Here is a 21732-nt window from a genome sequence, read left to right as displayed (position 1 = left end):
GAGAACTGGCCGGCCGGAGAGACAAACTGCGGCCCTCGGGCCGGTCGCTATCCCGAGCTTCGGGCGCAAAGTCCCGCCAAGCCTGGCCCCGACCGGGACCTATGGCTGAGCGGAGAATGAGGTTGGAAAACCGACTGGAGCGGGCGAAGGGATTCGAACCCTCGACCCCAACCTTGGCAAGGTTGTGCTCTACCCCTGAGCTACGCCCGCGCCCCGTCGTCGGTGGGGGGCTTTTAACAGCCGGCGCCGGCAATGCAAGCGCCCGGCTCCGGAATTTTCGCCCCCCGCCGGCTATCGCTTGATATCCGCCGCAACCACCACCGCATGTCCGGCCGGCGCCAGCACCGCCTGCAGCGCCTCCAGCCCGGCCAGGCCGCAGGCGATGTCCTGCTCCCCCGTCCCCCCGGACAGGCCGATGCCGCCCACCACCGCCCCGTCCACCACGATCGGGAAGCCGCCCACGAAGACCGCGAAGCGCCCTTCGAAGCTCCACTGGATGCCGAAGGCCTCGTTGCCCGGCAGGGCCGGCCCGTTCGGCGGCGTGTTGAACAGATGGGTGGAGCGCCGGTGGCAGGCCGCCGTGAAGGCCTTGTTCCAGGCGATCTGCGGCCCCGTCACCCGGGCCCCGTCCATGCGCTCGAGCGCCAGCGGGTGGCCGCCCTCGTCGCAGATGCACACCGTCTCCGGCACCGCGATCGCCGCCGCCCTGGCGATGGCGCCGGCCACCATGGCGCGCGCCTCCGCCAATTCCAACCTGAAGACCTGTTTCATGCCTGCTCCGCTTTCGGCGCCGCCGAGGCTGGGGGCCGCGCCGCCGGGGCGGGCCAGGAGACGCTGACATCGCCGGTGACGAAGGTCTGGCAGGCCATCCGCCAGCCCTCGGCGAATTGCGCCTCGGTCAGGTGCTTGCGCTCCTTCGGCTTGATCGCATCGGTGTTCTCGATGCCCTGCTCGATGCGGCATTTGCAGGTGCCGCAAAGCCCGCCGCCGCATTTGAACGGGATGCCGCCCTTCTCCCGCAGGGAGACGCGCAGCAGGTTGCTGTTCTCCGGCGCGGTGGCCGTCTTGCCGTCGTTCGAGAGGAAGGTGACGGTGATCATGCCGCCGCCGGTACCGGCACGGGCCGGAGCGTGGCACGGACGCTGCCGAAGCTGGTCAGGTGCTCCAGCTCCTGGCGCGCCGCCTCCAGGCTCTCGTAATGCGGCAGGAATTTCGACGGCACGAGGTTGAGCACCGGCGGCTCCACCTCGTCGATGACGCGGATCTTGGTCTCGCTCTCCAGCGTGGCGATGACGAAGCGCGCCTTCGCCGTCCCGCCGAAGAGATAATCATAGGCCTCGACGGCCCGGATGCCCTCGACCGGCTCGGTGCGGAACTGGCCGGGCTTGCTGGTCAGGATGACGAACATGGATGGGCCTCAGCGCTTCGGGGGGGCGGGCGCCGGCAGCGCCACGCCATCCTGGGTGAGCGTGACATCGTGGTGCAGCCAGAGCTGGCAGGCGAGGCGGAGCCCCTGGCCGAGGCGCTCCTCGCCCAGCACCTTCTGCTCCTTCCAGTTGGGCTCCGGCAACGTCTCGGCGCCGCTCAGGACCTGGCAGGTGCATTTGCCGCATTTGCCCATGCCGCAGCCGTAGCGGAGATGCGGCCAGGGAAATTTCTTGATCCCGGCGCGGACGACGAGGTTGGTGTTCTCCGGCATCTCCTCGGAGAACGCGTCCTCGCCCTTGCGGAAGGTGATGATCGGCATGCGGCGTTCCGGAAAGGCGCGGGGCGGCCGGGTGCCGCCCCGCGCGGCCCCATCTCAGGCGGCGAGCGGCAGGTCGAGGCCGAGCGCCGAGAGCGGCAGGTCCTTCTCGACATAGTCGCGGTAGAGGGCGGTGGTGTAGAGCAGCCGCATCTCGGCGCCGATCTCGCAGATCTTCAGGCAGCGCTGCTGCAGCTCCACCGTGTTCGCGTGCTCCAGCACGATCTGGTAGCCGCGCTCGCCATGGATCTCGTCGGAGACGATGTGCAGGTCGAAGAACTCCACCTCCTCGTCGGTGAAGCCGTATGTCTCGCGCAGCGTCGGGGTCTGCCGGCGATAGATGCTCGGCACCTGGCTCTCGAGGCCGACCACCAGCCCCGCCACGGCGACGATCGGGTCTTCGCGCATCGCCACCGCATAGCACCAGGATTGCAGGGCGCGGGTGGTGGCCGACATGTTGTCCTCGTCCTCGATCCGGGCGCGGGTGGTGCCGCAGGCCTCGGCGAAGCGGATCAGCAGGTCGGTGTGGCGGTCGCCGCCGATCTCCTCCTCATACATGTTGGCGAGGAGGAAGTCCTTCGCCTCCACATAGCGGGCCGGCATGCGGGCATAGACATAGCCGAGATAGTCGGCGAAGGGCCCGACATAGTGGTAGTGGTTCTCCGCCCAGCGGGCGAGATGCGCGCGCGTCAGCTTGCCGGTCGCCCAGGCGACGCTGAAGGGCGATTTGTTGGCGCTCTTGCCCTTGATGGCATTCTCGAGGGCGGTGCGGAACGCGTCATGGTTCATCAGCTCGGGCATGGGCGGTGTCTCCCTGGGTCAGGACAGGCGGGCGGGGCGGCGCCGCGGGCTCACCAGAGCGCCACGGCGACGAGGGTGGACAGGACGAGGCCGGCGCAGACCGGCAGGAACAGCGTCCGCACCAGCTCCAGCACCGGCACGCGGCAGAAGCCGGCGACGGCGATGAGCGAGGACCAGGCGATCAGCGTGCCGCCGCCGGTCCAGACCGCGCCCATCTGGCCGACCGCGGCGAGCGTGGTCGGGTGGATGCCGGCGACCGGGCCGAGGGCGCCGGACAGCGCCCCGGTCAGCGGCAGGCCGGCGAAGCCGGAGCCGTCGATGCCGGTGATCATGCCGACCAGCAGCACCGCGAAGGCGACGACGGCCGGGCTGTGCGGGATCAGGTGGTCGACGCTGCGGATCACCTCGAAGAGCAGGTCGGGCGCCGCCGCCCCGGCCGGCAGGCCGAGGATGGCGCCGGCCGTCTCGCCGGCGCCGAGGAAGAAGAAGCCGGCGATCGGCAGCACCGTGCCCATGGCGCGGAAGGAGAAGACCAGGCCGTCGATGATGTGGTCGGCCGCGGTGTGCATCGCCCTGGCGCCGTCGGCGGCGAAGCTGGCGATCAGCATCATCAGCGCCGCCGTGCCGCCGACGAGCGCCGCGGCATCGCCGCCCTTCAGCGCCGGCAGCTCGGGGAAGAGCTTCGGCGCCAGCATGAAGAGGATGAGGCTGCCGAAGACCAGCGGCGTGGCGATGGCGAGCCCATGGCCCCAGCGCGCCGGGCTGGTCGCGGCCAGGGTGCCGCCGCCGGCGAGCGCCGCTTCGGCGACTGGCGGCGGATCGCTATCCAGCCCCTCCGCCGCCTGCAGCGCCAGGACGGATTTGTCGAAGGAGCCGATATTCGGCGCCACCTGCTCGCGCTGCGCGGCGAGGCTGCCGGCCAGAGAGGCGCCCGACTGCCAGCGATCGAGATGGAACTGGCCAGGGCGGCGGATCTCCCGGCGGATGGCGAGGTAGCCGAGCAGCAGCGCCACCGCGCCGGTGACGAAGGAGAGGATGAGCGCCTTGTCGGCGACGATGCCCGCCGCTTCCGGCATGCCGGCGGCGCGGGCGCTGATGCCGGGGGCGACGCGGATGATGTAGTCGGAGGAGAGGGCCATCCCCTGGCCGGCGAGCGCGATGGCCATGGCGGCGCCCATCGGCGGCAAGCCGGCGACGATCGCCGCCGGCAGCAGCGTCGCCGCCACCAGCGGCACGGCGGGGGTGGGCCAGAAGAAGAGCGAGATGACATAGGTGACGGCGACGATGACCGCGAAGGCGACATGGCCGCTGGTCATCACCCGGCGGAAGGGCCGGACCATGAGCTGGTCGGCGCCGAGGGCGCGCAGGGCGTTCAGCAGCGAGGTCATCAGCGCGATGACGAGGAAGATGCTGAACAGCTCCTTCGCCGCGACGAGGGAGCCGTTGAAGACCGCGATGGTGGCGCCGATCAGGCTGCCGGAATAGGCGGCGGCGACGGCGAAGGTGGCGAGGATCGCCGGCACGACGACATTGGCGCGCAGCGCCATGGACAGCACGATGGCGGCAACGCCGAAGAGGTAGACGGTGTGCACCGAATCGAGCTGGCCCTGCATGCGCGGTGCATCCCGTGGCTGGCGCCCAACCCGGCGCTGGCGGATCCACCCCGGCGGTGGACGGTGCATCGTCGTATACGAAGATCCTGCCCGTCAACGCGAATCCGCGGGCGTCACGGTCGGAATCCGCGTTATCTGCATGCCAACAGGGCAATCCTGCCGATATTTTATCCTTTTCGCCCATTGTTGCGCCGCACTATAATGGGCACGCCAGCCATCATCGGGTTGCCGTATACAAGGCGCCGGGATGGAAACCGCTTGCAGCCGCCCGGTCAGGATCGCATGAGCCGACGCCTTCCCCTGCCCCGTCCCCTCCGCAGCAGCGGCACGCCGCTCAGCCAGCAGGCGCTCGCCACCTTGCGCGAGGCCATCCTGGCCGGCCGCCTCGCGCCGGGCGAGCGGCTGGTCGAGGAGCGGCTCTCGGCCGAGCTCGGCATGTCCCGGGTGCCGATCCGCGAGGCGATCAAGCAGTTGGTCGTCGAGGGCCTGGCCGTGCCGGCGGCCGAGGCGCCCGGCGGCCGCGGCGCCCAGGTGGCGACCCTGTCCTCCGATGCCGCGGCGGAGCTGATCGAGGTGCGCGCCGTCCTCGAAGGGCTGAATGCGCGCCTCGCCGCCCGCAACCAGGCGCCGGACAAACTGCCCCGGATCGCCGCGCTGCTGGCGCGGGGGCGGGCCCTGCCGGAGGATGCCCCGGCCGCGCTGCTGGCGGCGCTGAACGCGGACTACCACGCCCTGTTGGCGGATGCCGGCACCAACCGGGCGCTGCAGGAGCTGATGCGCCCTCTGCGCGAGCGGACGGAGATGGTCTTCCACCGCAACAGCGTGGAACGCGCTGCGCTGGACTGGCAGGAACATGCCCTCATCCTGACCGCCATTGCCGAAGGGGATGAGGAACTGGCCGCGCTGCTCGCGGCCCGCCATGTCCGCCGCGCCGCGCGGGCGCCCCGCCCCATGGGGGTGGATCCGGTCGGCTGAGCGCGGCGCCGCGGCCGAGTGCCGCCGCCCCGTTGGGCCAGGCCCTGGCGCCTGCCGCCGTCACCCGGGGCCACGCCGCATGCTCCAGGCCATGGCTTGGGTACGTGCTTCACGTTCTAGCTGGCGCGGAGATTGACCGCGCGGATGACGCCGAGCCAGAGCGCGCGGTCCGCTGCCAGGCGCCGGGTGATGCTGGCGCGGTCCTCGAAGCGCGGCGTCAGCCCGCCCTCCGCCATGCGGCGGACCAGCTCGGGATCGCCCATCGCCTGCCGCACCGCCGCCTCCAGCCGGTCGACCAGCGCCGGCGCCATGGCCTTCTGGCCGCAGAGCGCGAACCAGCCGACGACGTTGAAGCCGGGGATCAGCCGCGCCAGCGGCGGCACCTCGGGGAAGAGGGGGAAGGGCTCCTCGTCCGAGATCGCCAGCAGCCGCAGCGCCCCCTCCTGCACCTGCCGCGTCACATCGGCCATGTTGGTGATCATGTAGTCGGTGCGGCCGCCGAGGATGTCGACGATGGCCGGGCTCGCCCCGCGATAGGGCACATGCACCATGTCGGCGCCGGTCTTCTGCTTCAGCAGCTCGCCCTGCAGATGCTGGGCGGAGCCGACACCGGCCGAGGCGAAGGTCACCTGCCCGGGCCGCGCCTTCGCCGCCGCGAGCACGTCCTGCACGCTGCGATAGGGGCCGTTGGCAGCGACGACGAAGCCGTAGGAGGAGAGCGCGACATTGGCGATCGGCAGCAGCTCGGCGCCCGGATCGAGCGGCAGGTTGGCGCCGAGGAGCTGCGGCGTGATCGACATGGTGCTCATCGGGCAGATGAAGAGCGTGCTGCCATCCGGCGCGCTGCGCGCCGTTTCCTGCGCGGCGACGACGCCATTGGCGCCGGTGCGGTTCTCCACCACCACCCGCGCGCCGATGATCGGCCCCATGGCCTCGGCCAGGAGGCGGGTGGCGAAATCCGAGGAGCCGCCGGCCGAGGCGCCGCTCAGCAGCCGCACCGTCCGCTCCTGCGCCAGTGCCGGCAGCGCGGCGAGGGCAAGCACGAGAAGGCTCGTGATGAAACCGCGTCGCCTCATGGGCCTGATCTCCTCCCCACGGCGCGCGTGACGCCATGAGGTGGAATTTCTATGGGCGTGGTCCGGGGGCGGCAAGCCCCGCGGCCTCGGCATGGGATGCCGCGTCCCGTCGGGCGACCTATGCTGGCGGCCATGGACATCGCCATCATCGCCGACATCCATGGCAACCTCCCGGCCTTGCAGGCGGTGCTGTCGGATATCGGCAGGCGTGGCCTGCGCCGGATCGTCAATTTGGGCGACTGCGTCTCGGGGCCCCTCTGGCCGCGGGAATGCCTCGAGCGGCTGCAATCGGAGGGCATTCCGAGCCTCCGCGGCAATCACGACCGATGGGTCGCCGAGGATGGCCGTGGGTCGTGGGACGCCTTCGCGCGCCAGCAGCTCGATGCGGCGCAGATCAACTGGCTGGGGCGGCTGCCGACCCGTCTCGCGCCATTGCCCGGGGTGATCGCCTGCCACGGCCGGCCGGATGACGACAACGCCTATCTGCTCGAGGAGGTGGCGGATGGCCGCCTGGTCGCCGCCGCGCCGGCGACCGTCGCGGCGCGCCTCGGCCCCACCGAGGCGACGGTCCTGCTCTGCGCCCACAGCCACCAGCCGGGCCTGCTCGGCCTGCCCGACGGGCGCATGGTGCTGAACCCCGGCAGCGTCGGCTGCCCGGCCTATGCCGACCCGACCGCGCCGGCGCATGTCTCGGAGACCGGCACGCCCTTCGCCTGCTACGCCGTCGCCGATATCGCGGAGGGCCGGATCCGCCAGGCCACGACGATCCGGCTCGCCTATGACCACGCGGCCGCCGCGGCCAGGGCCGAGGCGCAGGGCCAGGCCGACTGGGCCTTCGCCCTGCGCACCGGCCTGGCGCGACCGGCCGGCCGCCAGAGCGGATCCCGATCAACGGGACTTACCTGATCGGGTGACGATGCTCTGAAAACAGAAGCCTAGGGCCCTACAGCCGCGCTTCCTGGCCGAGGATCCGCTCATAGACCTTGAGCATGGCGCTCGTATCCTCCGCCCCGAGTCCCAGGCCGCGCGCCATGCGCAGCAGCGCCAGGGCCTGCGGGGCCATCAGCCCGGGCACCCCATGCTCGGCCGCCAGCTCCACCGCCAGGGCGAGGTCCTTATGCGCAAGGTCGAGCGCGAAGCTCGGCGCGAATTGCCCCTGCAGCGCCCGCGCCTGCAGTCCGCGGAAGCCGAAGCTGTCGCCCGAGCCGTTGCCGATGATCTCGACCAGCTTGCCGAGATCGATGCCGGCCATGCGGCCGATCATCATCCCCTCGGCGGCGACGGCCATGTTGCACAGCACCAGCATGTTGTTGACGAGCTTGGCGACCGAGGCGCTACCCACCGGCCCGACATGCACCTGCGTGCCGCTGAAGCTCGCCAGGATCGCGCGGTGCTGCTCGAACAGCGCCTCCTCGCCGCCGACCATGATGACGATGCTGGCATCCAGGGCCCGGGCGACGCCGCCGGTGACCGGCGCGTCGAGGAAGGCGATCCCCCGCCCGGCCAGCGCCTCCTGCAGCCGCTTCACCACCGCCGGGGAATTGGTGCTGAGGTCGAAGAGCACGGTGCCCGGCCTTGCCCGCGGCGCGATCTCGGCCACCACCGCCTCGACATGCCGCGGCGTCGGCAGGGAGGTGAAGATCACCTCGCAGCCCTCGGCCAGCGCATCGAGGCTGCCTGCCTCCCGCGCGCCAAGGGTGGTGCAGGCGCGCACCGCCTCGGGGTTCAGGTCGTGCACCAGCACCTCGTGGTTCACGCCCTGCACCAGGTTGCGGCACATCGGGCCGCCCATGTTGCCGAGGCCGACGAAGCCGATCCGCATGGCGCGCTTCCTCCTGTTTCCTTGCCGGGCATCAGGGCATCGCGGCGCGGCGCAGGCAAGCCTTCCGGCGCGGGTCGCCTCACGCCGGCGCCAGCACCTTGTCCCGGTAGTTGCAGTGGGCGATGGCGACGCAACGCCAGCATTCCGGCCGCCGCGCCTTGCAGACATAGCGCCCGTGCAGGATCAGCCAGTGATGCGCATCCCGCAGCAGCTCCGGCGGGCAGCGCTTCACCAGCATGTCCTCCACCTCCCGGGGCGTCCGGCCGGGCGCCAGGCCGGTGCGGTTGCCCAGCCGGAAGATATGCGTGTCCACCGCCATGGTGCTCTCGCCGAAGGCGACGTTCAGCACGACGTTGGCCGTCTTGCGGCCGACGCCCGGCAAGGCCTCGAGCGCGGCGCGGTCGGCCGGCACCGCGCCGCCATGGCGCTCGACCAGCAGCGCCGCCAGCGCCGCGACGTTGCGCGCCTTGCCCTGCCAGAGGCCGATGCGGCGGATGAAGGGCGCGATCCCCTCCGCCCCGAGCGCCGCCATCGCCGCCGGCGTCGGCGCCGCGGCGAAGAGGGCGGGCGTGCAGCGGTTCACCGCCGCGTCGGTGGTCTGGGCCGAGAGCACCACGGCGACCAGCAGCGAGAAGGGGTCCTGGTAGAGCAGCTCGGTCTCCGGCACCGGGTTGGCGACGGCCAGCGCCCGCAGGAAGGCGGCCGCCTGCTCGCGCGACATCAGCCGCGCCCGGCGCGGGACCTGGGCGGTGCCATGCAGCGGAGGCTCCCGGACGGGTTGACGCGGCATGCTCTCTGCTCCGACGGTGACAGCCGTCTTCGTCCTACCCATCTCCCGCATCCGATGTCAGCCCAGCCGAACCCCATCCTGTTCGAAGCCGTCTGCACCCCGGCCTGCAGCCTGGGACGGCGCGGCATGCTCGCCGTCGCCGGAACGGTGCTGACGCTCTCGCTCCTGATCGGCGGGATCTTCTCGCTCTTCGGCGCTTGGCCGGTGCTGGGCTTCAGCGGATTGGAGGCGGCGCTGGTGCTCGGCCTGCTGGCGCTGCACCGGCGCTGGTCGGCGCGCAGCATGGAGATGCTGGTGCTGACCGAGGACCGGCTGACCATCCGCCGCACCGATGCCCGGGGCCGGCAGGAGGCGCTGACCCTCGACCCCTACTGGGCGAGGCTGCGGTTCGAGGAACGGCCTGGCCGCGTCAGCCTGCTGGTGCTGCAGCAGCGGCAGCGGCGGGTCGAAATCGGCCGGCTGCTCGGCGAGGAGCAGAAACGCAACCTGGCGGAGGCACTGGACACGGCGCTCCGGCGCTATCGTGAGCCGGTATTCGACAACCCACAGTTGCGGAGCCCCTAGGCGCCACGGCGCCGGACCGCCTTCATTCCGTAGGGGTCAGGCTCTTGATGAGCTCGAAGACCCGCTTGCGGACCGAGGCATCGTTGATCCGGTAGTAGGCGCGGACCAGCTCCAGCGTCTCGCGCCGGTGCAGCGTGTCGTCGTCGAAGCCTTCCTGCTGCTCGGCGAGGCCGAAGTTGCGCCGGGTCGCCATGCCGCCGCCGCCAAGCGCATCCGGCATGTCGTCGAAGAAGAAGCCGATCGGCACGTCGAGCACGCGCGAAAGATCGAAAAGGCGGCTGGCGCCGATGCGATTCACCCCGCGCTCGTACTTCTGGACCTGCTGGAAGGTCAGGCCGAGGGCGTCGCCGAGCTTCTCCTGGCTCATGCCGAGAAGGGTGCGGCGCAGGCGAACGCGCCCCCCGACATGCACGTCGATCGGGCTCGGGCGATGCTCTCGCTCCGTACGTTCGCCGGTTTCATCGCTCGGCATGGCGTCCATCCTGCTCGCGGGCCGCGTTTGGTCGCGTTGGGCACTCAACGTGACCGCGCTGCTAACCTCGTCAACACCCGCTATACGGGAGCATTAACAACACGTCAATACTGGTAAGTTTTCTCAAAAACGACGACAGGCCTGCTCCGTGGCCATGGCCCGCGGCTGGGCGGCCGGTCGGCGCCCCCGCGACACGCCGAGCAGGATGCAGAGCAACGCCGCCAGGCCGGGCAGCACCAGCCCGTAGCGGGCGAAGGGCGTCGGCGGCGCGGCCCCCGGCAGCGGCACGGCCAGGGTGCCGGTCTCGCCGCTTGGCAGCATGGCCAGGCGCCGTCCCCGTGCATCGAAGACCGCCGAGATGCCGGTCTGCGCGGCGCGCGCCAGCGGCAGCCCCTCCTCCACCGCCCGCAGGCGGGCCGCGGCGAGGTGCTGCCAGGGGCCGGAGGAGACGCCGAACCAGGCATCGTTGGTGACGTTCACCAGCCAGTCCGGCCGTGGCCGCGGCGCCACGGCGCCGGGGAAGATCACCTCGTAGCAGATCAGCGCGCCGAAGGGCGGCAGGCCGGGCGCCTGCAGCGTCACCGGCCCGGGACCGGCGGAGAAGTCCATGCTGCCCGCCACCAGCCGGATCGGCAGGATGCCGGCGAGCGGCATGTACTCGCCGAAGGGCACGAGATGCGACTTGTCGTAGACCGCCTGCACCTGCCCGGCCTCGTCGAGGGCGGCGAGGCTGTTCCAGACCTCGCTCAGCCGGCCCTGCGGGTCCCAGGCGGCGCGGACGGTGCCGGCGAGCAGCGTCGCGCCCTCGGGCAGCGCCGCCGCCGCCAGGCGCCGCGCCTCGGGGTCCTGGGTGAGCAGGAAGGGGCTCGCGGTCTCCGGCCAGAGGATGGCGATGTGCCGCCCCGGCGCCGCGGCCCGGGCGGCGCGCGCCGCCGCCTCGGTCAGCGCCAGGTAGTGCTGGAAGATCGGCATGCGGCGGTCCTGCCGCCACTTCACCTCCTGCGCCACATTGCCCTGGACCAGGACCAGCTCGACCGGCTGGTCGGGCGGCGCCGGCTGCGCCAGGCGCCAGGCGCCGAAGCCGGCGAAGCCCGCCAGCACCAGCCCTCCCAGCGCCCAGGGCCGCCAGCCGGGCAGCAGCGGCAGCCCGGCGAGCAGCAGGGTGACGAGGGAGAGCCCATGCACGCCGACGACCGCGGCGCCCTGCACCGGCAGCGCCGCGAAGGCCCAGACGGTGCCCATCAGGTTCCAGGGGAAGCCGGTGGCCAGCACGCCGCGCGCCATCTCCGCCAGCACCCAAATGCCGGCGAAGGCGAGCAGGCGCGGCCAGCCCGCCGGCAGCGCCCGCGCCGCCAGCACCGGCGGGATGACGAAAAGCGCCAGCCCGGCTGCCAGCACCGGCGCCGCCAGCGGCACCAGCCACCACCAGGTGGCGGCGTCCATCAGGATCGCCTCGGTGACCCACCAGATGCCGGCGACGCCCTGCCCCCAGCCCCAGAGGAAGGCGATCCAGGCCGCCCGCTGCCAGCGCGGCTGCGCCACGCCCAGCACCAGCAGGCCGGGCACCGCGAGCAGCAGCACCGGCACCAGGTGCAGCGGCGGGAAGGCGAGGGCGGCGAGCAGGCCGAGGCCGAGCGCCGCCAGGCATTGCCGCCGCCAGGACAGCGCCGCGAGCCGGGCGAACAGGGCCTGGGGCCGCATCACTCCCTCCCTTCCGCCGGGGCTGGCCGGCCGGGGGCGAAGAGCGGCAGCAGGGCCGGCAGGGTCAGCATCACGGCGGCCAGGGCGAAGAGCAGGCTCAGCATCAGCAGCAGCCCCATGCTCGCCGTGCCGGGATGCGCCGAGACGGCGAGCGAGCCGAAGGCGGTGCCGTTGGTCAGCGCGCTGTAGAGCACCGCCCGGGTGAGCGGCGAGGCGAGCAGCGAGCGCTCCCCATGCTGCCAGGTGACGACGTAGTAGATCTTGAAGGCGACGCCCTGGGCGAAGAGCAGGGGCAGGGCGATGATGTTGGCCAGGTTGAGCGGCTGGCCGATGGCGACGCAGGTGGCCAGCGTCAGCAGCCCGGCCAGCGTCAGCGGCGCCAGCGCCAGCAGGGCGAGCCGCAGCGAGCGCAGCGCCAGCAGCAGCAGCAGCACGGTCGCGCCCGTGGCGATCAGCCCGGCCTGGAGGAAGGCGGTTTCGATGGTGTGGGCGCTGGCCTGGATGGAGATGGCCGGGCCGCTCGCCGCCGGCGCCACGGCCTGCACCGCGCGCGCGAAGCGCGCCATGACGGCATAGTCGTCGGAGAGGTCCTGCGGCCGGATCTCGATCCGCGCCTGCCCGTCCGGCGCGATCCAGTCCCGCACCAGCGTCTCCGGCAGGGTCTCGGGCGTCACCCGGCGGGCGCCGAGGGCGAGCCGCAGCCCCTCGAGCGTCGTCTCCAGCCCGGGCACCAGCGCGGCGCGCAGCCGCTCCCGCCCGGCGGGCGGGCCATCGGCGAGCGCCTGCAGCGCCGCGGCCAGCCGCGTGGCCTCGGCCGCGAGCAGGCCCCGCGTCGCGCGCAGCGTCTGCGCCGCCCTGGCGAGGGCGGCGGCGACCGTTGCGTCATCGGGCGGCGGCGCCGTCTCCCCTGGCTCCAGGGTGACGCCGAGCAGGTCGGCCGCGTCCTGGATCAATGCCAGCTTCGCCTCCTGGCCCTCGGGCACGAAGCTCGCCAGCGTCACCGTGCCGGCCACCTCGGGCAGGGCGGCCAGGCGCCGCGCCAGGACCTCGGCCGCCGGCAGGCCGGGGGCCAGCACGTCGATGGTGTTCGGCGTGGTGTCGCGGTTGCGCATCAGCTCGCGGAAGGTGGAGACCGCCTCGGTATGCGGGTCGCGCAGGTCGAGCGGGTTGGTGTCGAAGCGCAGCCAGGCGAGGCTCGCGCCGCAGCCGAGGGCGAGCAGCAGCAGGATGGCCGCGACCGCCCGGGCATGGCGGGCGAGGAAGCGGTCGAGCGGGGCGAGGGCGGCATAGCCGACCGGCTCCCTCTCGGGCCGTGGCCGGGTGAAGGTCAGCCAGGCGGGGAGGGCGGTGAGGCTCAGCACCACCGCGACCAGCATCCCCGCCGCGGCGATCAGGCCGAGCTCCGAGACGCCGCGGTAATCGGTCGGCAGGAAGGCGAGGAAGCCGCAGCCGAGCGCCATGGCGGCGAGGGCGATCGCCTCCCCCGCCTGATGCCCGGCGGCGACCAGCGCCTCCGGCAGCGGCCGGTCGGCCAGCTCGTAGCGCTGCTCGCGCAGCGAGACGGCGAATTGGATGCCGAAATCGACGCCGAAGCCGATGAAGAGCACCGCGAAGGCGATGGAGAGCGGGTTGAAGGGCCCGACCACCAGCAGGCCGAAGGCGGCGGTGATCGGCAGGCCGAGCACCAGCGTGCCGAGGATGGGGAAGATCAGCCGGCCCGAGCGCAGGCCGAGCCAGAGCAGGAAGGCGACGGCCGTGAAGGAGAGGATGTTCTCGGTGATCGCCCCGCCGAAGACGGTGGAGAACTCCTCGTCGCCCATCACCAGGTCGCCGGTCAGCCGCACCCGGACGCCGTTCTCGGGCGTCAGGCCGAGCCGCGCCGCCTCGGCCCGCACCGCCGCGGTCGCCGCCGCCACCGGCGCCAGCGCCCCGTAATCGGGCACCGGCTGCACCAGGACGAAGCGGCGGAGCGCCAGCGGGTCGGGCGGCTGGCCGGTGAAGAGCCGGCTCCAGTCGAGGGGCGCGAAGCGGCCGGCCGCGGCGCCCTCGGCGGTCGTCGCCAGCGCGCCGAGGGCCGGCCGCAGCAGGCCGGCATCGCCCTCGCCGCGCTGCAGCCCCTCGCCCAGCAGGTCGAGGGTGCGGGCGACGCCGCGCAGGCTGGGATCGGCGGCGAGGGTCCCGAGGAGCGGCTGCGCCGCGATGATGCGCTCGGTGGTGGCCCGGAGCTCCGCCTCGTCCTGGAACAGCAGGGCGGTGCGCCGGAAGAAGGGATCGGCATCCGGGCGGGTGACGGCGTGGAACAGCGTGGGCTGCGCCTGCAGCGCCCCCGCCAGGGCGGCCGCGGCGCGGTCCGCGACATCGGGCGTCGCGCCGTCCAGCACCACGGCGATGAGGTTGGAGCGCTGCGGGAAGGCGCGGTCCATCGCCTCCTCGGTCTGCCGCCAGGGCAGGTCGTCGGGGAAGAGGGCGACGACATCGGTGTTGAGGGCGAAGCGGGTAGCCACGACCCAGCAGGCGCCGAGGCCGGCGAGCAGCGCCAGCGCCAGGACGAGGCGCGGCCGGCGGATGCTCCAGCCGACCAGGAGGGAGGCGAGGCGGGAGGCGAGGGCGACCCGGCGCTGCCCCCCGGCCGGGATCTCAGGCTTCACGGTAGAGGATCAGGAGAATGCCGATGAGGATGAGGCAGACCGGCCAGATCCAGCGGGCGATGCGGGAGAGCGCCTCCGGCCCGCGCAACTCGGTGAAGCGGGCGCAGCCGCCGATCACCGCCAGCACCGCCAGCGGCAGGTGCGACAGCTCGACCAGGAGCTGCTCCTTCACATTGGAGATGGCATGGGTGTGGGCGAGCAGCAGCACCCCGCCGGCGACCATGGCGAGGGGGAAGACGTAGCGCGCCCGCCCCCGGATGCGGCCGAGGCGGACCCACCATTCGGTGACGGCGAAGCCGACCACCAGCAGGCCGGCCAGCTTGTGCTGCACCACCTCCGGGTCGCGCAGGCTCTCCAGCAGGCCGATCTCGCCGAGCGGCCAGGCCTCCGGGTCGGAGCGGAGGAAGATGAAGCCGGCGAGGCCGATGAAGACCAGCGGCCAGTGCCGGGCGAGCGGCACCCGGCCGGTGGCGTCCAGCAGGGCGGCGAGGCCGACCAGCAGCACCATGAGGCCGGCCCAGTGGTGGTTGTACTCGCTCCAGGCGATGTCCTGGGCGTTGCGCGGCGGCAGCAGCCCCTCGCCGGGGGTGAAGGCCTGCGGCTTCTGCGCCTGCGCCGCCTGGCGCTGCTGCCATTCGGCATCGAGCTGCGCCTGCAGATGGGGGATCGCCAGATCGGCATGGTTCGGGCTTTCGAGCCGCGGCCAGGCAGGGGTGAAGCGTTCCACCACCTCGGCCCAGCTCACCCGGTCATCCGGCAGGTCGGAGGCCGGGGGCACCGAGGTGAGGGAGGCGGCGACGGCGAGGACGGCGATGCCGATGGCGATCTCCGCCTCGACGAAGCGGCGCACCCTGAGCAGCCCCTCCTCGCCCGCCGTCAGCCGGTGCAGCAGCAGCCAGTTGGAGCCGCCGAGCAGCAGCAGCAGGCCGAGCAGGATGCCCTTGGTGCCAGACATCGCCCCATAGGCGGTGCCGTAGACCGCCTCGACGCTGCCGATATAGCCGAACCAGTAGCCGAGGATCCCGAGCAGGATCAGCCCGACGCCGAGCGCGGCGAAGGTGGAATAGCGCCGGCCGACCCGGCGGGCCGAGGCGGGGGTGAGGCGGAAGCTGGCGAGCAGCGCCGGCAGGCCGCCGATCCAGAGCGCGGCGCCGAGCTGGTGCAGGCCGGTGGCGGCGAGCAGCATCGGCCGTGCCTCGGTGCGGGCGATGGCATGGCTGCCGGCCGTCGCGCCGATCAGCACCGCCAGCGCCGCCGCCAGCAGGCCCCAGCGCCGGGCCGGCCCGGCCTGGTCGGGGCCGAGCGCCAGCGCGTAAATCAGCAGCGTGGCGATGAAGGTGACGGCGGCGGCGCGCATGAAATCCGCGCCGAGCAGGGAGGCGACGGGCACGTCCAGCGAGGCCGCCAGGGCGCCGAGCGAGAGCGTGGTGGTGAGGAGGATGCAGAGCAGGCTGGCCACCGCCGCCCAGAGCACGGCACCGCGCCCGATCCGGCGCAGCCGCGTGGCGTCGCCCGGCGGCAGCAGCCGCGCCAGGGGCAAGGCGAGGGCCACCCAGAAGACCACCCCCCCGAGCAGGGCCGTGCGGGCCAGCAGCTCCGCCGCATGCAGCACGACGCTGGCGAAGCCGTAGAGGTCCAGAAGTTGTTCCACGTGGAACTCAGCGCGACTGAAGGGTGAAGGGGATGTCGCCGCGGGTGATGTGCCCATCCACCGCCAGCACCTGCCAGCGGAGGCGCCAGGCGCCCGGGGCAGGCGTGGGGACAGGCTCCGGCACCGCCTCGAGCAAGGTCGGTTCCGTCTCCGTCGCCAGCGGGAGCGGGCGCTGCGACCCGTCCGGCCCGACCAGCAGCAACCGGCTGCGGGCATGGTCGATCCGGCTGTTGAAGTGGATCGCGATGCGTTTCGGCAGGGCGGCGAGGGTCGATCCCGCCGCCGGCTCGGAGGTGACCACCACCGCATGGGCAGCGGCGGCGCCGGGCCGGAGCAGGGGCCAGAGCAGGGGCAGGGCAAGGAGGCCGAGCAGCAGACGCCGGCTGGAAAGAGCCGCGAACACGGGCGAAGTCACGCTGGAGACCTCCTCGGGAAGGGCTGCTGCCTCCCCCGGTTGCAAGGGCGCCGCAAGGTGCAGCAAAATTCGCGCGGTGCAAGATGCCCGCATGTACCTTCCGGGACGCCATGGCATTAAAGGGGCGCATCTATACGGGGGCGAGGAGATGCGCATTCTACTGGCGCAGCCCAGGGGCTTCTGCGCCGGCGTCGTCAGAGCCGTGGATATCGTCGAACGTGCCCTGCAACGATATGGCCGGCCCGTCTATGTTCGGCACGAGATCGTTCACAATCGTCGCGTCGTTGAATCGCTTGAGGCGAAGGGCGCTCGTTTCGTCGAGGACCTGGACGAGGTGCCCCCCGGCGCGGTGACCGTCTTCTCCGCCCATGGCGTCTCCCGCGCCGTGGAAGCGGATGCGGCCGCCCGCCGCCTGCCGGTGCTGGACGCGACCTGCCCTCTCGTTTCGAAGGTGCACAGCGAGGGCCGGCGCTACGTGGCGGCGGGGCGGACGGTCATCCTCATCGGCCATGCCGGGCATCCGGAGGTGGAGGGCACGCTCGGCCAGATTCGCGGCGAGGTCCATCTCGTCGCCTCGGCCGACGAGGTCGGGCGACTGCCCATCCCGCCCGACCGGCCGGTCGCCTATGTCACGCAGACCACGCTTTCCGTCGATGACACGCGCGCGACGATCGAGGCGCTGCGCCGGCGCTTCCGCGACATCCAGGGCCCCGACACGCGCGATATCTGCTACGCCACGCAGAACCGCCAGGCGGCGGTGCGCGAGTTGGCGCGCCTGGTCGACCTGCTGCTGGTTGTCGGCGCGGCCAATAGTTCCAATTCCAACAGGCTGCGCGAAATCGGGGCGGAACAGGGCATCGCCTGCCATCTGATCCCGGACGCGGCGGCGCTGCGGCCGGAATGGCTGCAGGGGGCGGAGACGATAGGGATCACGGCCGGGGCGTCCGCTCCGGAGGCCCTGGTGCAGGATGTGATCGCGGCCATCGCCCGGCGCGGCCCGGTCGAGGTCTCGACCATGCCCGGCATCGTCGAGGATGTGCAGTTCAAGCTGCCGGCGGCCCTGCTGGAGCCGGAGGCGAGCGCCGCCTCCTGAGGCAGGGTCGGCGCGCGGGGATGAGCGAGGGATCCGGCAGCCAGGCCGCCGTCAGGCGCGACCCTGCCCTGCCTGGATCGGTCTGGTTCCGGCCACGGGCGGTATGCCATGGGTGGTGCAGGATCGCGGGAAGGTCGCGCCGCAGGCACGGCGCGCCGCCCGAGGAGGAGTGGAAGGCGTATGGGTATCCCGCTGCGGCAGCAGATCAAGGTCGGCGCCTATATCCTGAGACAGCATCTGGCCGGGCGGAAACGCTACCCGTTGGTCCTGATGCTGGAGCCGCTGTTCAAGTGCAACCTGGCCTGCGCCGGCTGCGGCAAGATCGACTATCCCGACCCGATCCTGAACCGGCGCCTCTCGGTGGAGGAGTGCCTGCAGGCGGTCGACGAGTGCGGCGCCCCGGTCGTCGCCATCGCCGGCGGCGAGCCGCTGCTGCACAAGGAGATGCCGGAGATCGTCGAGAAGATCCTGGCGCGCGGCAAGATCATCATCCTCTGCACCAATGCCCTGCTGCTGGAGAAGCGGCTCGAGCAGTACAAGCCGCATCCGCGCTTCACCTGGGACATCCACCTGGATGGCGATCGCGAGCAGCACGACTGGGCGGTGAGCCAGAAGGGCGTCTACGACCGCGCGGTGAAGGCGCTGAAGCTGGCGAAGGAGAAGGGCTTCCGCGTCGCCATCAACGCCACCCTCTTCAACAATGCCGAGCCGGAGCGCATGGCGCGCTTCTTCGACGACGTCACCGCCATGGGCGTGGACGCCATCATGGTCTCGCCCGGCTATGCCTATGAGCGGGCGCCGGACCAGCAGCACTTCCTCAACCGCCGCAAGACCAAGGAGCTGTTCCGCGGCATCTTCGCGCGCGGCCAGGGCAAGGGCTGGAAGATGGGCAACAGCCCGCTCTTCCTCGATTTCCTGGCCGGCAACCAGAGCTACCACTGCACGCCCTGGGGCAACCCGACGCGCAACGTCTTCGGCTGGCAGCGCCCCTGCTACCTGCTCGGCGAAGGCTATGCGAAGACCTACCGCGAGTTGATGGACACCACCGACTGGGACAAGTACGGCACCGGCAATTACGAGAAATGCGCCGATTGCATGGTCCATAGCGGCTTCGAGGCGACGGCGGTGGTCGATGCCGTGAAGCGGCCCTGGAAGGCGCTGGCGGTGCAGATGCGCGGCCCGCGCACGGATGGCGAGATGGCGCCCGAGATCGACCTCACGCGGCAACGCCCGGCGGAATACGTCTTCAGCCGGCATGTCCAGAAGGCGATGGACGAGATGGCGCACGAGCCGCCCAAGAGCGCGAAGCGCGGCGCCAAGCATGGCGGCTCGGGCGAGTCGCCGGCGGTCGCGGCCGAATAGGTCGGCCGGGCCGGGCTGCGGCGTCGATCGGCCGGCCGCACCCCTTCTCGGCCACCGCCGGAAGGCCCCAGAATGCCCCCGGACAGGATGATCCGGGAGGAAAGACGCATGCGGTATCAGGATCGCGCCGTGCTGGTCACGGGCGGCGGCAGCGGCATCGGCCGGCAGGTCTGCCGCATGGCGGCGGCGGAGGGCGCCCGCGTCGCGGTCGGCGATCTCGACCAAGCGCGCGCCGAGGCGGTGGCGGCCGAGATCCGCGAGGCCGGAGGCGAGGCGCAGGGCTTCGCCATCGACGTCACCGACCCGGCCTCGGTGACCGCCTTCGTCGAGGGCGCCGAGACCACGCTCGGGCGCCTCGACCTGCTGGTGAACTCCGCCGGCATCCGCGAGATCGTCTCGGTGCTCGACCTCTCGCCGGAGGAATGGCAGCGGGTGATCGCCGTGAACCTGACCGGCACCTTCCTGCCGAGCCAGGCCTTCGCGCGGCGGCTGATCGCGGCCGGCAGGACCGGGCAGATCGTCAACCTCGCCTCGACGCTCGGCATCATGGCGGCGCCGAACCGTGCCGCCTATGTCGCCTCCAAGCACGGCGTGGTTGGGCTGACCAAGGAGATGGCGCTCGAGCTCGGCGAGAAGGGCATCCGGGTGAATGCCGTCGCGCCCGGCGTCATCCGCACCCCGATGACGGAGCGCTATTTCCAGGACCCGGAGATGTCGGCGACGATCCGCGGCATCCACGCAATGAACCGCTGGGGCGAGCCGGCCGACATCGCCCGCGCCATCCTCTTCCTCGGCGCCGAGGAGAACGGCTTCATGACCGGCAGCGTCCTCACCGTGGATGGCGGCTGGACCACCGGCAAGAAGATGTAGCCCCGGCGGGCCGGGCGGGCGGCCTTACCCGCCCGGCGCCCCCTGGGTGTTGACGTAGAGCGCGTAGAGCGACTGCGCCGCCGCCATGAACAGCCGGTTGCGATGGCGGCCGCCGAAGCAGACATTGGCGCAGCGCTCCGGCAGGTGGACATGCCCGATCGGCGTGCCGCCGCGGTCGAGCACGCGGATGCCGTCATAGTCCGGCGTCATGCCCCAGCCGCACCAGAGATTGCCGTCGATGTCGACGCGGAAGCCGTCCGGCGTCTCGCCCGGCTTGCAGCCGTAGAAGACCCGCCGTTTCGTCAGGGTCTTCCCGCCCGCGACGTCGAAGGCGAGGATGTTGCGCGGATCGCTGCGGCTCTCGATGATGTAGAGGATGCTTTCGTCGGGGCTGAAGGCGAGGCCGTTCGGGTGGTCGATGTCGTCGGCGACGAGCGTGATCTCGCCGCTCTGGCCGTCGACGCGGTAGACATGGGTGTGCGGCAGCTCGGCCTCCACCTTGAGGCCCTCGTAGAAGGCATAGGTGCCGAAGGGCGGGTCGGTGAACCAGATGCTGCCATCCGATTTCACCACCACGTCGTTCGGGCTGTTCAGCCGCTTGCCCTGGTAGCGGTCGGCGATGACGGTGATGCTGCCGTCATACTCGAAGCGCACCACGCGCCGCCCCTCATGCTCGCAGGCGATGATGCGGCCCTGCCGGTCGCGGGTATGGCCATTGGCGTTGTTGGAGGGCTTGCGCCAGATGGAGACGGCGCCCGTCTCCTCCTCCCATTTCAGCACCCGGTTGTTCGGGATGTCGGACCAGAGCAGGCAGCGCACGTCGCCGAGCCAGACCGGCCCCTCCCCCCAACGGCTGCCGGTCCAGAGCCGCTCCACCGCCGAGAGCGCCAGATGGTGCTTCTTGAAGGCCGGATCGAGCGCCTCGATCGCGGGATCCGGATAGCGTTCGCTGGGCGTCCAGGGGGGCGTGGTGGGCATCGGGCGTTCCTCTCCGCTTGCCCGGCAATCCTGCCGGGCCGGCGCGGACGGTCAAGCGGCCTACCTCTTCAGGCCGCGCCGGAGACGCCGACATAGAGGCCATAGAGCGCGCGGCCGGTGACCATGAAGAGCCGGTTCCGCTTGGCGCCGCCGAAGCAGAGGTTGGGGCAGCGTTCCGGCAGGCTGATGAAGCCGATCGGCTTGCCCGCCGGGTTCAGCACGCGCACCCCGTCCAGCCCCTCGCCCATGCCCCAGCCGCACCAGAGATTGCCGTCGGCATCCACGCGGAAGCCGTCCGGCGTGTCCGTCGGCTCGCAGGTGAAGAAGGCGCGGCCATTGGCGAGCCTGGTGCCGTCCACCACGTCGAAGACGCGGATGACGCGCGGCATGACGCCGTTCTCGGCGATGTAGAGCTTGCTCTCGTCCGGGCTGAAGGCGATCCCGTTCGGGCGGTTGACGTCGCCCGCGACGACGGTGACGGCGCCGCTCTGGCCGTCGATGCGGTAGACGTTGGTCGGCAGCTCGGGCGTAGCGCGGTCGCCCTCGTACTCGCCGAGGATGCCGAAGGGCGGGTCGGTGAACCAGATGCTGCCATCCGATTTCACCACCACGTCGTTCGGGCTGTTCAGCCGCTTGCCCTGGTAGCTGTCGCAGAGGGTGACGACCCGGCCATCCCATTCGGTGCGGGAGACGCGGCGCCCCGCATGCTCGCAGGTGACGAGCCGGCCCTGGCGGTCGCGGGTGTTGCCGTTGGAATGGCCCGAGGGCTTACGGAACTCGTCCACCCGTCCGGTGGTCTCGCTCCAGCGCAGCATGCGGTCGTTGGGGATGTCGCTCCAGATGACGCAGCGGGCATCGCCGAACCAGACCGGCCCCTCGTTCCAGCGGGAGTTGCCGGTCCAGAGCCGCTCCACCGCGGCGTTGAACAACCGGTACCGGACGAAGGAGGGGTCAAGGACCTGCACGCGCGGATCGGGGTAGCGCTCGGTCGGCTCCCAGGCGGCCGCCACCCGCGGCGGGTGCGGCCCCTCCGGCCGGAGGGGGCGGGCGGCGACGGGCGCGGCGGCGACCGCCCCGGCGGCGGCCAGCAGGCCGCGGCGGGATGTCGGGTGCATGGCGTTCCTCCCCAAGGGCCCGGTCCGGCGCTACCTTGCCGG

Annotated in this window: 22 protein-coding genes and 1 tRNA gene; 6 read left to right on the top strand and 17 right to left on the bottom strand. The window is 71.9% G+C overall.

The annotated features are described in order from the left end of the window. Window positions 1–135: 135 nt before the first annotated feature. The 7 genes from DOO78_RS16280 to DOO78_RS16250 all read right to left on the bottom strand — a co-directional run bounded on the left by DOO78_RS16280 (window position 136) and on the right by DOO78_RS16250 (window position 4158). A tRNA-Gly gene (locus DOO78_RS16280) sits at window positions 136–210 on the bottom strand. Window positions 211–291: 81 nt separating this feature from the next. Further along, window positions 292–771: a GlcG/HbpS family heme-binding protein gene (locus DOO78_RS16275; protein WP_111470921.1), complete on the bottom strand. Its 480-nt coding sequence runs from the start codon at window positions 769–771 to the stop codon at window positions 292–294. Continuing rightward, window positions 768–1100, bottom strand: coding sequence for a 2Fe-2S iron-sulfur cluster-binding protein (locus DOO78_RS16270; RefSeq protein ID WP_111470920.1), 333 nt, complete (start codon window positions 1098–1100; stop codon window positions 768–770). The genes DOO78_RS16275 and DOO78_RS16270 overlap by 4 nt, the downstream gene beginning before the upstream one ends. Beyond that, window positions 1097–1408 carry a ferredoxin gene (locus DOO78_RS16265; RefSeq protein ID WP_111470919.1) on the bottom strand — a complete coding sequence of 104 codons (312 nt, stop codon included), beginning with the start codon at window positions 1406–1408 and terminating at the stop codon, window positions 1097–1099. The genes DOO78_RS16270 and DOO78_RS16265 overlap by 4 nt, the downstream gene beginning before the upstream one ends. 9 nt (window positions 1409–1417) lie before the next feature. Further along, window positions 1418–1747, bottom strand: coding sequence for a 2Fe-2S iron-sulfur cluster-binding protein (locus DOO78_RS16260; protein WP_111470918.1), 330 nt, complete (start codon window positions 1745–1747; stop codon window positions 1418–1420). Between the two features lie 54 nt (window positions 1748–1801). After that, a complete protein-coding gene (locus DOO78_RS16255; protein WP_207802934.1) occupies window positions 1802–2533 on the bottom strand; it encodes a TenA family transcriptional regulator in 732 nt (243 codons plus the stop codon). 62 nt (window positions 2534–2595) lie between these two features. Further along, window positions 2596–4158 (bottom strand): hypothetical protein, encoded by a 1563-nt coding sequence (locus DOO78_RS16250; RefSeq protein ID WP_111470916.1) that lies wholly within the window; start codon window positions 4156–4158, stop codon window positions 2596–2598. A 282-nt stretch (window positions 4159–4440) separates the two neighbouring features. Between DOO78_RS16250 and DOO78_RS16245 the strand changes: the two genes are divergently transcribed. Next, window positions 4441–5133 (top strand): GntR family transcriptional regulator, encoded by a 693-nt coding sequence (locus DOO78_RS16245; protein WP_111470915.1) that lies wholly within the window; start codon window positions 4441–4443, stop codon window positions 5131–5133. A 116-nt stretch (window positions 5134–5249) separates the two neighbouring features. Here the strand turns inward: DOO78_RS16245 and DOO78_RS16240 are convergent, their stop codons facing one another. Then, window positions 5250–6209: a Bug family tripartite tricarboxylate transporter substrate binding protein gene (locus DOO78_RS16240; protein ID WP_165838930.1), complete on the bottom strand. Its 960-nt coding sequence runs from the start codon at window positions 6207–6209 to the stop codon at window positions 5250–5252. Between the two features lie 132 nt (window positions 6210–6341). On the opposite strand from DOO78_RS16240, the gene DOO78_RS16235 reads away from it, so the two are divergent. Continuing rightward, the gene (locus DOO78_RS16235) at window positions 6342–7115 is read left to right on the top strand and encodes a metallophosphoesterase family protein (RefSeq protein ID WP_111470913.1); all 774 of its coding nucleotides are present in this window, start codon (window positions 6342–6344) and stop codon (window positions 7113–7115) included. 37 nt (window positions 7116–7152) lie between these two features. Here DOO78_RS16235 and DOO78_RS16230 read toward each other — a convergent pair whose 3' ends face one another. Then, window positions 7153–8031, bottom strand: coding sequence for an NAD(P)-dependent oxidoreductase (locus DOO78_RS16230; RefSeq protein WP_165838929.1), 879 nt, complete (start codon window positions 8029–8031; stop codon window positions 7153–7155). Between the two features lie 79 nt (window positions 8032–8110). Further along, window positions 8111–8752, bottom strand: a complete 642-nt coding sequence (nth, locus tag DOO78_RS16225; protein ID WP_111470911.1) for an endonuclease III — start codon at window positions 8750–8752, stop codon at window positions 8111–8113. 123 nt (window positions 8753–8875) lie between these two features. Between nth and DOO78_RS16220 the strand changes: the two genes are divergently transcribed. Then, entirely contained in the window at window positions 8876–9385 is a 510-nt protein-coding gene (locus DOO78_RS16220; RefSeq protein ID WP_165838928.1) for a DUF2244 domain-containing protein, read from the top strand. A 22-nt stretch (window positions 9386–9407) separates the two neighbouring features. On the opposite strand, the gene DOO78_RS16215 is transcribed toward DOO78_RS16220, so the two are convergent. The 5 genes from DOO78_RS16215 to DOO78_RS16195 form a co-directional block, all read right to left on the bottom strand. Next, on the bottom strand, window positions 9408–9857 hold the full coding sequence (locus DOO78_RS16215) for a helix-turn-helix domain-containing protein (RefSeq protein WP_111470909.1): 450 nt from the start codon (window positions 9855–9857) through the stop codon (window positions 9408–9410). 123 nt (window positions 9858–9980) lie between these two features. Beyond that, window positions 9981–11558, bottom strand: a complete 1578-nt coding sequence (gene lnt, locus DOO78_RS16210) for an apolipoprotein N-acyltransferase (RefSeq protein ID WP_111470908.1) — start codon at window positions 11556–11558, stop codon at window positions 9981–9983. Continuing rightward, window positions 11558–14206, bottom strand: a complete 2649-nt coding sequence (locus DOO78_RS16205) for an MMPL family transporter (protein ID WP_111470907.1) — start codon at window positions 14204–14206, stop codon at window positions 11558–11560. The genes lnt and DOO78_RS16205 overlap by 1 nt, the downstream gene beginning before the upstream one ends. Then, a complete protein-coding gene (locus tag DOO78_RS16200) occupies window positions 14196–15857 on the bottom strand; it encodes a copper resistance D family protein (protein ID WP_165838927.1) in 1662 nt (553 codons plus the stop codon). The genes DOO78_RS16205 and DOO78_RS16200 overlap by 11 nt, the downstream gene beginning before the upstream one ends. 7 nt (window positions 15858–15864) lie before the next feature. Beyond that, window positions 15865–16272: a copper resistance CopC family protein gene (locus DOO78_RS16195; protein WP_207802933.1), complete on the bottom strand. Its 408-nt coding sequence runs from the start codon at window positions 16270–16272 to the stop codon at window positions 15865–15867. Between the two features lie 148 nt (window positions 16273–16420). On the opposite strand from DOO78_RS16195, the gene ispH reads away from it, so the two are divergent. The 3 genes from ispH (at window position 16421) to DOO78_RS16180 (ending at window position 19597) form a co-directional block, all read left to right on the top strand. Next, window positions 16421–17365 (top strand): 4-hydroxy-3-methylbut-2-enyl diphosphate reductase, encoded by a 945-nt coding sequence (ispH, locus tag DOO78_RS16190; RefSeq protein ID WP_111470904.1) that lies wholly within the window; start codon window positions 16421–16423, stop codon window positions 17363–17365. 180 nt (window positions 17366–17545) lie between these two features. After that, window positions 17546–18727, top strand: coding sequence for an adenosyl-hopene transferase HpnH (hpnH, locus tag DOO78_RS16185; RefSeq protein ID WP_111470903.1), 1182 nt, complete (start codon window positions 17546–17548; stop codon window positions 18725–18727). A 108-nt stretch (window positions 18728–18835) separates the two neighbouring features. Next, window positions 18836–19597, top strand: a complete 762-nt coding sequence (locus tag DOO78_RS16180) for an SDR family NAD(P)-dependent oxidoreductase (protein ID WP_111470902.1) — start codon at window positions 18836–18838, stop codon at window positions 19595–19597. A gap of 24 nt (window positions 19598–19621) precedes the next feature. On the opposite strand, the gene DOO78_RS16175 is transcribed toward DOO78_RS16180, so the two are convergent. Both DOO78_RS16175 and DOO78_RS16170 read right to left on the bottom strand, forming a co-directional pair. Further along, entirely contained in the window at window positions 19622–20575 is a 954-nt protein-coding gene (locus tag DOO78_RS16175; RefSeq protein ID WP_111470901.1) for an SMP-30/gluconolactonase/LRE family protein, read from the bottom strand. 68 nt (window positions 20576–20643) lie between these two features. Further along, complete coding sequence (locus DOO78_RS16170; RefSeq protein WP_111470900.1) at window positions 20644–21690, bottom strand: SMP-30/gluconolactonase/LRE family protein; 1047 nt, start codon at window positions 21688–21690, stop codon at window positions 20644–20646. Window positions 21691–21732: the final 42 nt, after the last annotated feature.

Origin of the sequence: Roseicella frigidaeris (assembly GCF_003258945.1) — a bacterium.
GTDB classification, from domain to species: domain Bacteria; phylum Pseudomonadota; class Alphaproteobacteria; order Acetobacterales; family Acetobacteraceae; genus Paracraurococcus; species Paracraurococcus frigidaeris.
Note: the sequence above shows the minus strand (reverse complement) of the source record. Positions and strands in the feature narration are given on the sequence as shown.

Coding starts and splice junctions, on each gene's coding strand:
- DOO78_RS16260 (WP_111470918.1), bottom strand. CDS start 1,747: ATGCCGATCATCACCTTCCGCAAGGGCGAGGACGCGTTCTCCGAGGAG.
- DOO78_RS16215 (WP_111470909.1), bottom strand. CDS start 9,857: ATGCCGAGCGATGAAACCGGCGAACGTACGGAGCGAGAGCATCGCCCG.
- DOO78_RS16275 (WP_111470921.1), bottom strand. CDS start 771: ATGAAACAGGTCTTCAGGTTGGAATTGGCGGAGGCGCGCGCCATGGTG.
- DOO78_RS16270 (WP_111470920.1), bottom strand. CDS start 1,100: ATGATCACCGTCACCTTCCTCTCGAACGACGGCAAGACGGCCACCGCG.
- DOO78_RS16240 (WP_165838930.1), bottom strand. CDS start 6,209: ATGAGGCGACGCGGTTTCATCACGAGCCTTCTCGTGCTTGCCCTCGCC.
- DOO78_RS16235 (WP_111470913.1), top strand. CDS start 6,342: ATGGACATCGCCATCATCGCCGACATCCATGGCAACCTCCCGGCCTTG.
- ispH (WP_111470904.1), top strand. CDS start 16,421: ATGCGCATTCTACTGGCGCAGCCCAGGGGCTTCTGCGCCGGCGTCGTC.
- DOO78_RS16265 (WP_111470919.1), bottom strand. CDS start 1,408: ATGTTCGTCATCCTGACCAGCAAGCCCGGCCAGTTCCGCACCGAGCCG.
- DOO78_RS16170 (WP_111470900.1), bottom strand. CDS start 21,690: ATGCACCCGACATCCCGCCGCGGCCTGCTGGCCGCCGCCGGGGCGGTC.
- hpnH (WP_111470903.1), top strand. CDS start 17,546: ATGGGTATCCCGCTGCGGCAGCAGATCAAGGTCGGCGCCTATATCCTG.
- DOO78_RS16180 (WP_111470902.1), top strand. CDS start 18,836: ATGCGGTATCAGGATCGCGCCGTGCTGGTCACGGGCGGCGGCAGCGGC.
- lnt (WP_111470908.1), bottom strand. CDS start 11,558: ATGCGGCCCCAGGCCCTGTTCGCCCGGCTCGCGGCGCTGTCCTGGCGG.
- DOO78_RS16255 (WP_207802934.1), bottom strand. CDS start 2,533: ATGAACCATGACGCGTTCCGCACCGCCCTCGAGAATGCCATCAAGGGC.
- nth (WP_111470911.1), bottom strand. CDS start 8,752: ATGTCGCGCGAGCAGGCGGCCGCCTTCCTGCGGGCGCTGGCCGTCGCC.
- DOO78_RS16250 (WP_111470916.1), bottom strand. CDS start 4,158: ATGCAGGGCCAGCTCGATTCGGTGCACACCGTCTACCTCTTCGGCGTT.
- DOO78_RS16220 (WP_165838928.1), top strand. CDS start 8,876: ATGTCAGCCCAGCCGAACCCCATCCTGTTCGAAGCCGTCTGCACCCCG.
- DOO78_RS16230 (WP_165838929.1), bottom strand. CDS start 8,031: ATGCGGATCGGCTTCGTCGGCCTCGGCAACATGGGCGGCCCGATGTGC.
- DOO78_RS16175 (WP_111470901.1), bottom strand. CDS start 20,575: ATGCCCACCACGCCCCCCTGGACGCCCAGCGAACGCTATCCGGATCCC.
- DOO78_RS16245 (WP_111470915.1), top strand. CDS start 4,441: ATGAGCCGACGCCTTCCCCTGCCCCGTCCCCTCCGCAGCAGCGGCACG.